This is a genomic window from Phenylobacterium sp. (assembly GCF_044236515.1).
GTDB lineage: Bacteria > Pseudomonadota > Alphaproteobacteria > Caulobacterales > Caulobacteraceae > Phenylobacterium.
Window position 1 is genome coordinate 1 of record NZ_JBIIGK010000104.1, and the last position, 10,248, is coordinate 10,248.

Annotated in this window: 7 protein-coding genes and 1 pseudogene; 3 read left to right on the forward strand and 5 right to left on the reverse strand. The window is 68.3% G+C overall.

The annotated features are described in order from the left end of the window. A partial coding sequence (locus tag ACILRF_RS11160) for an NAD(P)-binding protein (RefSeq protein ID WP_395672863.1) occupies window positions 1–1,691 on the reverse strand: 1,691 nt, incomplete at its 3' end. A gap of 297 nt (window positions 1,692–1,988) precedes the next feature. Between ACILRF_RS11160 and ACILRF_RS11165 the strand changes: the two genes are divergently transcribed. The 3 genes from ACILRF_RS11165 (at window position 1,989) to ACILRF_RS11175 (ending at window position 7,491) form a co-directional block, all read left to right on the forward strand. Beyond that, a complete protein-coding gene (locus ACILRF_RS11165) occupies window positions 1,989–3,869 on the forward strand; it encodes an NAD(P)-binding protein (protein WP_395672865.1) in 1,881 nt (626 codons plus the stop codon). Between the two features lie 116 nt (window positions 3,870–3,985). Next, window positions 3,986–5,725, forward strand: coding sequence for a gamma-glutamyltransferase (ggt, locus tag ACILRF_RS11170; RefSeq protein ID WP_395672867.1), 1,740 nt, complete (start codon window positions 3,986–3,988; stop codon window positions 5,723–5,725). A 44-nt stretch (window positions 5,726–5,769) separates the two neighbouring features. Continuing rightward, complete coding sequence (locus tag ACILRF_RS11175) at window positions 5,770–7,491, forward strand: amidohydrolase (protein WP_395672869.1); 1,722 nt, start codon at window positions 5,770–5,772, stop codon at window positions 7,489–7,491. A 58-nt stretch (window positions 7,492–7,549) separates the two neighbouring features. On the opposite strand, the gene ACILRF_RS11180 is transcribed toward ACILRF_RS11175, so the two are convergent. From ACILRF_RS11180 to ACILRF_RS11195, 4 genes and pseudogenes are all read right to left on the reverse strand, one after another. Continuing rightward, window positions 7,550–8,932 carry an NAD(P)/FAD-dependent oxidoreductase gene (locus ACILRF_RS11180; protein ID WP_395672871.1) on the reverse strand — a complete coding sequence of 461 codons (1,383 nt, stop codon included), beginning with the start codon at window positions 8,930–8,932 and terminating at the stop codon, window positions 7,550–7,552. 8 nt (window positions 8,933–8,940) lie between these two features. Further along, a complete protein-coding gene (locus tag ACILRF_RS11185) occupies window positions 8,941–9,291 on the reverse strand; it encodes a cupin domain-containing protein (protein WP_395672873.1) in 351 nt (116 codons plus the stop codon). A gap of 25 nt (window positions 9,292–9,316) precedes the next feature. Beyond that, complete coding sequence (locus ACILRF_RS11190) at window positions 9,317–10,042, reverse strand: amino acid ABC transporter ATP-binding protein (RefSeq protein ID WP_395672875.1); 726 nt, start codon at window positions 10,040–10,042, stop codon at window positions 9,317–9,319. Continuing rightward, a pseudogene (locus ACILRF_RS11195) lies at window positions 10,039–10,248 on the reverse strand (amino acid ABC transporter permease); the annotation flags it as partial. The pseudogene ACILRF_RS11195 and the gene ACILRF_RS11190, both read right to left, overlap by 4 nt.

Below are 10,248 nucleotides of genomic sequence, written 5' to 3' on the forward strand. Positions count from 1 at the left end.
ATCGCCGCCACGTCGCGGTCGAAGACGAAGCCGCCAGGCCCGAGGATGCGGGTCATCTCGTCGCGCAGCGGGTTTTCGAAGTCGGCGAAGGTCATGCCGTAGAGCTGGGCGCGGCCCAGGCGGTACTGCTCGCGCATCAGCCCTTCCCCGGGCGCAGTCGGCACGTAGAGCAGGTGCACGACGATCGGATCATCCGGCGTGCGGGCGAACTGGTAGTTCCCGAGGCTAACCGGGAAATCCAGCGACATTGACGAGTACATGCCGCCCGGATTGTTGACGTGGTTGACCCCCAGCGCCTTCCAGGCCCGCCAGTTGCGCAGCGCGACGTTGGTGTAGACGAACGGCGCCTTCACGTTCATCCGCAGCGCCTCGGCCTGATCGTCGCCGACACCCTCGAGAATGTAGGGGATCATGCTGTTGTAGCAGGCGAGAACCGCGGCCTTTCCCCGTACCCGCTTCAACCGGCCGTCGCGCCCGACATAACCGACGTCGACGCGGTCGCCGTCGTTGCGCACCCGTACGGCCGTGGAGTTCAGTCGGATGCGGACCTTGTTCTGCGGCCGGTCTAGGGTCGAATAGTCGAAGTCGGCCAGCACGATGTCTTCCATCGTGTTCCCGGGGGCCGAGCCCGGCGCCAGCCGGCGGACCAGCATCCGAGCCACCGAAGCGTTGCCGTCGGGGAAGTGGTGGATATAGGCGTCCTCGTGTCCCTCGGAGTCGCCGCCGTCGCCGCCGTGTTTCGGCCGCGGCGGCATGGTCCCCTTCCCGCCCGGGTACGACGACCGCAGGGAGCCCCACGCCGACATGGCGTCTATGCCGACGCCCCACAGGCCGTGCGGCCGCTTCTGGAAGAAGGCGATGACCTCCTCCGGGACCTCCCAGTAGGTCCGCAGGAACTGCGCGTAGCTGATCTTGCTGAGAATCTCGCGCCGCTCCTCGGCGGTCTTGCCGGGCAGGACGTCCCGGGTCGAAGTCTCGAGCTCGATCATCTTGGCCTTGGCGGCCTCGGTCATCGGGTACTGGGCGATGCGCGCCCGCACCTCGGCCGCGCCGCCGCCGGCTCCGGAATCACCGTCCGGATCGGTGAACGCCCCGGCCTTCGCCGGCGCGGCGACGATGAGCTTGTCGGCCAGGAACGGGTCCTTCTTGAAGAAGGTGCCGGTGCGTAGGCCGGCGTTGCGATAGAAGGCTTGGTCGAAGGCGGTGTCGAACCGCTTCACGTCGATCCCGAGGTCGACCAGCAGGCCCTTCGTCTCCTTGCTGAAGCGGCTGGGCCCGTCGAGGGACTGGGTGCCGCCGTAGCCGATCAGCTTGCGGCCATCGACGTCGAACTCGTTGCGCTTGGCGTGGCCGCCGAAGTCGTCATGGTTGTCGAGCACCAGGATCCGGTCGTTCGGCCGGCGCTGCTGGTGGAAATAGGCCGCGGCCAGGCCGCTGATGCCGCCGCCGACGACGATCAGGTCGTAGGCCTCGATCGCCTTCACCTCGTCGAGGTCGTAGGTCTTGCCGTCGCGGACAGCGTGGGCCGCCTCAAAGGCGCCGGCATGGCTGCCGCGCAGGCCGGTCAGGGCCGAAGGATTGGCGGACCGGCGGCTTTGGGCCTGCGCCGCGCCGATCGGCAGTCCGCCGACCAACCCGGTGACCGCGATGGCAGCGCCGTTCAGAAAATCCCTGCGCTTGATGCCGTCCATATGCGCCCCAATTCCTCTGGAGTCTTTCCTAACCCATGAGATCACAGTCGACAATATTCTGGCTTCGCAAGCTGAACGTGGACTGAACAGGAGAAGTCACCCCCGCCACCTTGTGAAATCGGTGGCGATACCTGGCCGCATGTCAGGAATTCGTCTTGGCGGGAGAAGGCACAGCCTTGACAATCGTAACGATCTCCCAAATCGTGATCACAGATCGGATAACGCGATTACTTGGCCAGGGAATTTCAGATGGGTAACAAAACCGGTGGCCGTAGGGGCCACGACCGCGAACTGGGCATGGATCGTCCGATCGACCGACGCGATTTCCTCCAGGGCATGGCCATCACCGCCGCCGCCACGGGCCTCGCGCCAGAGCTGGCCGCGGCCGCGGCGCGGGCCGTCGCCGCCCAGGACCAGCCGGGATACTACCCCGCCCTGAAGACCGGCATGCGCGGCAGCCACCCGGGCTCGTTCGAGACGGCCCACCAGGTTCGCGACGACGGCGGCTTCGAGGCCCGCGCCGCCGACACCGGCGAGACCTATGATCTGGTCGTCGTCGGGGCCGGGATCAGCGGCCTGTCCACCGCCCACTTCTACCGTGAGGCGGTCGGGCGCGGGGCGAGGATCCTGATCCTCGACAACCACGACGACTTCGGCGGCCACGCCAAGCGCAACGAGTACAACCTCGGCGGCCGGAAGCAGATCATGAATGGCGGCACCGCCGGCATCTCCAGTCCGACGCCCTACAGCGCCACCGCCGACGGCCTGATCCGCAAGCTCGGGGTCAATCCGGAAGAGTTGGCCAAGACCGTCAACGACCGCGCCTTCTACAGCCAGATGGGCATGGGCTCGGCAGTGTTCTTCGACAAGCAGACGTTCGGGATCGACAAGCTGGTCAAGCGTCCCGGCGGACGCACCGGCGGCAGCCCGGAGGCGGTCGCCGCCTTCCTCGCCCAGACCCCCCTGAGCGCCCAGGTTCAGAAGGACATCCTGGCCCTCGAGACGGGGACCACCGACTACCTGTCCGGCAAGACCGACGCCGAGAAGAAGGACCTCCTCGGGCGAATGTCCTACCGCGACTTTCTGCTGAACGTCGCCAAGGTCGACCCGGCGGTGATCCCCTACTACCAGCACCGCACCGACGGCCTGTGGGGCGCGGGCATCGACGCCGTCTCGGCGCTCGACTGCTGGGGCTCCGGCTTCCCCGGCTTCCAGGGCATGAAGCTCGAGGAGAAGGGCCACCCGCTGATGGGCTACACGCCGGGCAACGAGGTCGCGACCGGCGGCTCCTACAACTTCGCCTTCCCGGACGGCAACGGCTCGGTCGCCTATCTCTTGATGCGCAACCTGATCCCCGAGGCGGTGCCCGGCTCCAGCGTCGAGGACGTGGTCACGGCGCGCCCGAACTACGCCCGCCTCGACCGCGCGGGTCAGCCGATCCGCGTCCGGCTGTCGAGCACCGTCGTCAAGGCCTCGAACGTGCCGGGCAAGGGTGTCCGCGTCATCTACATGCGCGGCGGCAAGCCCCACGCGGTGAGCGCCAAGCACTGCGTGCTCGCCTGCTACAACATGATGATCCCCTATCTCGTGCCGGAGTTGCCGACCGAGCAGAAGGCGGCGCTCAAATACCTGGTGAAGACCCCGCTCGTGTACACCACGGTGGCGCTGCACAATTGGCGGGCCTTCCACCGGCTGGGCGTACAGAGCGTCTCGACGCCCGGGGGCTATCACACGAGCTTCAACCTCGCGCCGCGCCAGAAGATCGGCGCCTACGAAACCGCGCGGACGCCGGACGAGCCGATCCTGGTGCACATGACCCGCACGCCGGCCTCGCCGGGCCTCAATGAGCGCGAACAGCACATCGCCGGCCGCGCCGAACTGCTGGCGACGCCCTTCGAGACCTTCGAGCGAGCGATTCGCGATGAGATGGGCCGCTCGCTCTCCGGCGGCGGCTTCGATCCGGCCCGAGACATCGCCGGAATCACCGTCAACCGCTGGCCACACGGCTACGCACCTGAATACAACGCCCTGGTCGATCCCCCGGAAGGTCTGCCGCTGAAGCAGGCCCGGGCCCGGTTCGGGGCCATCGCGATCGCAAATTCCGACTCCGGCGGCGGCGCCTACACCGACATCGCCATAGACATGGCCCACCGGGCTGTTGGAGAGTTGGTGGGCTGACCGGTCGGCTGGCGGGCGCGTTCGCGTCCGCCGGCCCGGCCTTAGGTCGGACGGCCGGACGCAGGACCCGGCCGCGATCCAAGAAGAAGACGCGATAGATTCTGGGGGGAAGTTCGATGCGGCAACGTCTGGCGCGCGCTCTGGCGGCGAGCCTCCTGGCTTTCACCCTTCCCGTCTCCGCCCCCGCCTTCGCCCAGCCCGCGGCAACCAAGGGCTTTGACGGCCTGCGAGGCGACCGCTCGCACGGCTGGATCGGCCAGACCCGCTCCGAGGTGCTCGGCCAGCGCGGCGTCGTCGCGACCAGCCACCCCCTCGCCGCCCAGGCCGGCCTCGACATCCTCAAGAAGGGCGGCAACGCCTTCGACGCCGCGGTCGCCGCCGGCGCGGTCCTCAACGTCGTCGAGCCTGAGAGCGCCGGGATCGGCGGCGACGTCCTGGTCCTGGCCTGGATCGCCAAGGAAAAGAAGCTCGTCGGCCTGAACGGCGTCGGCCGCGCGGTGACCGGCTCGACCCCGCAGCGCTACACCGCCCTAGGCCACACCAACCGCATCCCGGTGCGCGGCATCCATTCAGTCACCACTCCCGGCGCCGTCGACGGCTGGGACGCCCTGCTGAAGCGCGCCGGCACCATGACCTTCAAGGAGGTGCTGGAGCCGGCGGCCCGCATCGCCGAGGACGGGTTCGGCGTCAGCGAGCGGGTGCACGGCGACTGGAACGACCACCTGGCGACGCTTCGCAGCGATCCGGAAACCGCGCGGGTCTATCTGCCGGGCGGCGAGCCGCCGCCGCTCTATTCCGTCTTCCGCAACCCCGATCTCGGCAAGGCCTTCCGCCTGCTGCAGACCGGCGGCCGCGACGCCTTCTACAAGGGCCCGATCGCCGAGGCGATGGTCGCCAGGTCCCAGGCCCTGGGCGGCGGCATGACCATGGCCGACCTCGCCAGGACCGAGGCGTCCTGGGTGACGCCGATCTCCACAACCTATCGCGGCCACGAGGTCTACCAGCTGCCGCCGAGCACCCAGGGCTTCGCCGTCCTGCAGATGCTGAACATCCTCGAGGCCTGCGCGCCGCGCCTCGGCGTCGACCTCAAGGCGCAGGGGCATCGCTCGCCGCTCTACTGGCACCTGCTGGTCGAGGCCAAGAAAATCGCCTTCGAGGACGTCTACCGCTACAACGGCGACCCGGACTTCTCAAAGATCGACGTCGCCAAGCTGAGCTCGAAGGCCTACGCCGCCACGCGCTGCGCCGACATCGACATGAAGAAGGCGCGGACGCCGGATGCGGCGGTCGATCCCATCGGCGGCACCGTCTACGTCGCGGTGGCGGACGCCGAGGGCAACATGGTGTCCTTCATCTACAGCATCTACGGCTACTTCGCCTCTGGCGTGACCGTCCCGAACTACGGCTTCGTGCTCAACAACCGGGCGGCCTTCTTCTCGCTCGACCCGAAGAGCCCCAACGTCGTGGCGCCGGGCAAGCGGCCGTTCCACACCCTGATCCCCGGCTTGATCATGAAGGACGGCCAGCCGCAGACGGTGTTCGGCCTGATGGGCGGGACCCAGCAGGCGCAGGGCCACATGCAGGTGCTGGTCGACATGCTCGACCTCGGCGCCAATCCGCAGGCGGCCAGCGACGCGGCGCGCTTCAGCCACGTCCAGTCGACCAACACCCTGTTCCTGGAGTCGGAGCTGTTCAAGGCCATGGGCCCGGCCCTGCAGGCGCTCGGTCACAAGGTCGAGCTCGGCAACGCCAAGATCATGGGCGGCTTCCAGGCCGTGACGCGGCCGAGGCTCGGCGAGCCGACGCTGGCCGGCGCCTCCGACCACCGGAAAGACGGTTTGGCCGTCGCCTGGTGACGCCGGGACGGCCGACACGAAAACAAGCCACGGGAGGGCAGAACTTGATCCAGAATTCTCATAGCCGCCGCAGCCTGCTGGGCTGGACGGGCGCGGGCCTCGCCGCCTGGCCGGGCCTCGCCGGCGCCGCCATCGCCCTTAACCCGGACCTCGTGGTGGTCAACGCCAAGGTCTATACGGTCGACGACCGCACGCCGCGCGCCGAGGCGTTCGCCGTGCGCGACGGCCGTTTCCTGGCGGTGGGCTCGAACGCCGACATCCGCGCCCTGGCCGGCGCCCAGACGCGGGTGATGGACGCCCAGGGCGCGACCATCGTCCCCGGCTTCGTCGACACCCACAACCACCCGGTCGGCGAGCAGTTGCTCTACGAGGTGCTGGTCGGCAATCCCTTCGAGGTCGAATTCATCAACATCGACCGGGTCATCGCCAAGCTGCGCGAGAAGGCCGCCAAAACCCCGCCGGGGACCTGGGTCGAGGGCTTCTTCTTCGACGACACCAAGGTCAAGGGCGGCCGCCAGCTCACCGCCGACGAGCTCGACAAGGTCTCGACTCAGCATCCGGTGATGGTCCTGCACCGGGGCGGCCACACGGCCTACTACAACCACAAGGCCCTCGAGATGGCCGGCATCACCAAGGCCACACCCGACATCCAGGGCGGCACCTACGACAAGCTGCCGAACGGCGAGCTGTCGGGCCGCGTGACCGACACCGCCCGCTATCCGATCAACAAGATCGGCGCCCGGCCGCAGTACAGCGACGCCCAGCGGTTCGACCGGATGCGCGAGGGCTTCGCGCACATCTCCAAGCAGTACACCCGCTACGGCCTGACCAGCGTCCACCACAGCGGCGGCAGCGCCTTCAACCCGCCGGGCGACCTCGACGCCCTGCAACAGGTCCGCGCGCGCGGCGACCTGCTGCACCGCGTCAGCTTCGAGGTCAGCGGCACCATCCTCGACGCGATGATCAAGGAAGGGATCAAGACCGGTCTCGGCGACGAGTGGATCAAGCTCGGCGCCACCACCGAGCACGCCGCCGACGGCTCGTTCTCCGAGCGGACGATGGCGATCAGCACGCCCTATCCGAACTCGAACTCCACCTACCAGGGCAACGTCACCTACACCCAGGACGAGCTCGACGCCTGGGCGCTGAAGGTGCACAGCGCCGGCATCCAGCTGAACGTCCACGCCAACGGCGACGTGGCGATCGACATGACCCTGACCGCCTATGAGCGGGCGCTGAAGGCCCACCCGGTCAAGGACATGCGACCCAAGATCACCCACTGCACCCTGATCAACGACGACATCCTGCGCCGCATGAAGGCGCTGGACGCCATCCCGGCGGTGTTCACCAGCTACGCCTACTACAACGCCGACAAGTTCAAGTTCTACGGCGAGGACATGATGAAGCGCTCGATGGCCTTCCGCTCGTTCCTCGACGCCGGCATCAAGGCCACCGCCGGCTCGGACTTCTTCCCCGGTCCCTTCGCCCCGCTGATGGGCATGCAGGGCATGGTCACCCGCAAGGGCTGGAACGGCGAGGTCTGGGGCGCCAACCAGAAGATCACTGTCGCCGAGGCGCTGCGCGTCATGACCATCAACGGCGCCTACGCCTCGAAGGAAGAGCACATCAAGGGCTCGATCACGCCCGGCAAATGGGCCGACTTCGTCGTCCTGGCCCAGGACCCGCACACGTCCGACCCGGAGAAGATCAAGGACATCAAGATCGTCCGCACGGTCACCGGCGGCCGGACGGTCTACGAAGGCTGATCTCGACGCCGGATCGAAGACGCCCCGGAGAGCCAGCGCTCTCCGGGGCTTTTCTTTTTCAGGGCGCGCTCAGGCGGCTGACGATGGCGGCGTCCAGCGGCGCCGGGCGACCGGAATCGCGCGCCTCGTCCATCCGCTTGAAGCCGTTCTGGATGTAGCGCACGCCCAGCCAGCGCAGCGGCTCCGGCTCCCAGGCCGGCGGCTGGTGGTCGGAGAGCGGCAGGCGCGACAGCGCGGTCTCTCGGCCGAGGATCTTCGAGCTCAGGATGCGGGCCGCCAAGTTGCTCGTCGCCACCCCGCGCCCGGTATAGCCACACAGGCGGCCGCTCTTGGCGTCCGCGTCGAACACCACGCTCGGGGTCCAATCGCGGGTCACGCCCAGATAACCGCTCCAGGCATGGGTGAACTTGGCGCTCTCCAACGGCGGGAACCACTCGCGCAGGCGCGCGCGCATCTGCTCCAGCACGCCGTCCAGGCCATCGACCATCTCCTTGGTCTCGGAGCCGTAGTAGTACGGTGCGCCGCGGCTGCCGTAGAGGATGCGCCCGTCGTCCGTCTTGGTGAGGTAGTCCACCGTATAAGCCTGCGAGCCCAGGCCGTCGCCCTCGGCCCAGCCGATCTCGCGCCATTGGGCGTCCGACAGCGGCTCGGTCAGGACGATCGAGGACGACATCGGCAGCACCGTGCGCTCCAGGCCCGGCACCTTCGACAGATAGGCCTCGCCGGCGGCGATCACCGCCCGCCGGGCCCGCACCACGCCGTTGTCGGTCACCAGGGCCGGGCGCGCGCCGGTTTCCATGCGCCGTACCGTCGTCTGCTCATAGATCGCCGCGCCCTTGCGCTCGACGGTGCGCGCCAGGCCGCGGACCAGCTTGGCGGGATGGACCGTTCCGCTGCCCTCGGTGTGCAGCGCCATTCGAATGCCGGAGATGTTCACCCGCTCGCGCGCCTCGTCCACGTTGAGCAGGCGGTTCTTGGCGCCGAGGCCGAGCCGCTCGTAAAGCTCATGGGCGCCTACCACCGCGGCCACCTGCGCCTCGCCGCGCGCGAAGCTGAAGATGCCGTTGGTGCGGAACTGCGCGTCGATATTCTCGCGGGCGCAGACCTCGCCCACCTCGGCCACCGTGGCGAACATCGCCTCTACGGTCTGGCGAGCCACGTCGGCGCCGTGGCGGCGCTCGACGACGTCCGGATTGATAGGGAACCGCGGAGAGCACCAGCCGCCGTTTCGGCCCGAGGCGCCGTAGCCGCAGATCTCGCGCTCGACGATCGCGATCTCCAGCGAGGGCTCCTGCTGCAGCAGGTAGTAGGCGGTCCACAGGCCGGAATAGCCGCCGCCGAGGATGGCCACGTCCACCTCGATGTCGCCCTTCAGGGACGGCCGCGGCGTGAGCGGCTCGCCGACCGTCTCAAGCCAGTAGCTGATACCTTGGAAGTTCACGTCTGAGCTCACGCTTCGTCGAAGACCACGAACGTCTTGGTCAGGGTCTCTTCCACCTTCCAGATGCCGTTCGAATTGGCCGGGAAGTAGATGGCGTCGCCCGCGCCGATGTGGATCGTCTCGCCGTCATCCGGCGTGAACGTCGCCCGGCCGGAGAAAAAGTAGCAGAACTCCGCCTGCATGACGTACCGGCGCCACTCGCCCGGCGTCGCCACCCAGGTTCCGGCGCGCGAGGCAGCCGCGCCGTTGAACGCCTTGCTGGCGACCTCCGGCGGCACCGCGCTCAGGGCGTCCTTGACCGGCGTCGTGGCCGGCATGTCGGCAAGCAGTTCCGCTGGTTTGAAAGCGATGATGGCCATGGGGGCCTCCGTAGGTCGAATGGCGTCAGATCGGCCGCAGCACGCGGTCGAGGAACTCGCGGGTCCGCGGCTCCTTGGGGTCGGTCAGCAGGTCGCGGGCGGGTCCGGCTTCGACGATCTCGCCGCCGTCCATGAACAGCACGCGGTCGGCGACCTCTCGGGCGAAGCCCATCTCGTGGGTGACGATGACCATGGTCATGCCCTCCCTGGCCAGGTCGCGCATGATCTGCAGCACCTCGCCGACCCGCTCCGGGTCGAGGGCCGAGGTCGGCTCGTCGAAGAGGATGGCCTGCGGCTTCATGGCCAGCGCCCGGGCGATGCCGACCCGCTGCTGCTGGCCGCCCGACAGCTGGGGCGGATAGGCCTCCGCCTTGTCGCCGATGCCGACCTTGGCCAGCAGGGCCCGGGCCTCGGCGGCGCACTCGGCGACCGGCCGGCCCTGGGCGTGGACCGGCCCCTCGGTGATGTTCTCCAGCACTGTGCGGTGCGGAAACAGGTTGAAGCGCTGGAAGACCATGGCCAGCTTTGCGCGGATGGCTCGCAGGGTCTTGGCCGACACCTCGGCGCCGTCCACCGTGATGGTCCCGCCGTCGTGGGTCTCCAGGCCGTTGATGCAGCGCAGGACCGTCGACTTGCCCGACCCGGAGGGGCCGATCAGACACACCACCTCGCCGCGGGCGACGTCGAAGCTGACGTCGCGCAGCACCCGGTTCGACCCGAAGGCCTTGCTGACGTTGCGAAGGCTGATCATCGGCGGCCCATCCGGCGCTCGAGCTGATGCACCGCCAGGGTGAGCGGAAGGCTCATGGCCAGGTAGAGCAGCGCAATCAGGGTGTAGACGGTCATGTTCTGGAAGGTGGAGACGGCCAGCAGCTGTCCCGCGCGGGTCAGCTCGGCCACCGTGATCGTCGAGGCGATCGAGGAGTCCTTCAGCAGCATGATCGAGGTGTTGCCGAA

What these genes read in the sequence shown, in the direction of transcription:
- ACILRF_RS11165 (WP_395672865.1), top strand. Translation starts at nt 1,989, where the DNA reads ATGGATCGTCCGATCGACCGACGCGATTTCCTCCAGGGCATGGCCATC.
- ggt (WP_395672867.1), top strand. Translation starts at nt 3,986, where the DNA reads ATGCGGCAACGTCTGGCGCGCGCTCTGGCGGCGAGCCTCCTGGCTTTC.
- ACILRF_RS11185 (WP_395672873.1), bottom strand. Translation starts at nt 9,291, where the DNA reads ATGGCCATCATCGCTTTCAAACCAGCGGAACTGCTTGCCGACATGCCG.
- ACILRF_RS11190 (WP_395672875.1), bottom strand. Translation starts at nt 10,042, where the DNA reads ATGATCAGCCTTCGCAACGTCAGCAAGGCCTTCGGGTCGAACCGGGTG.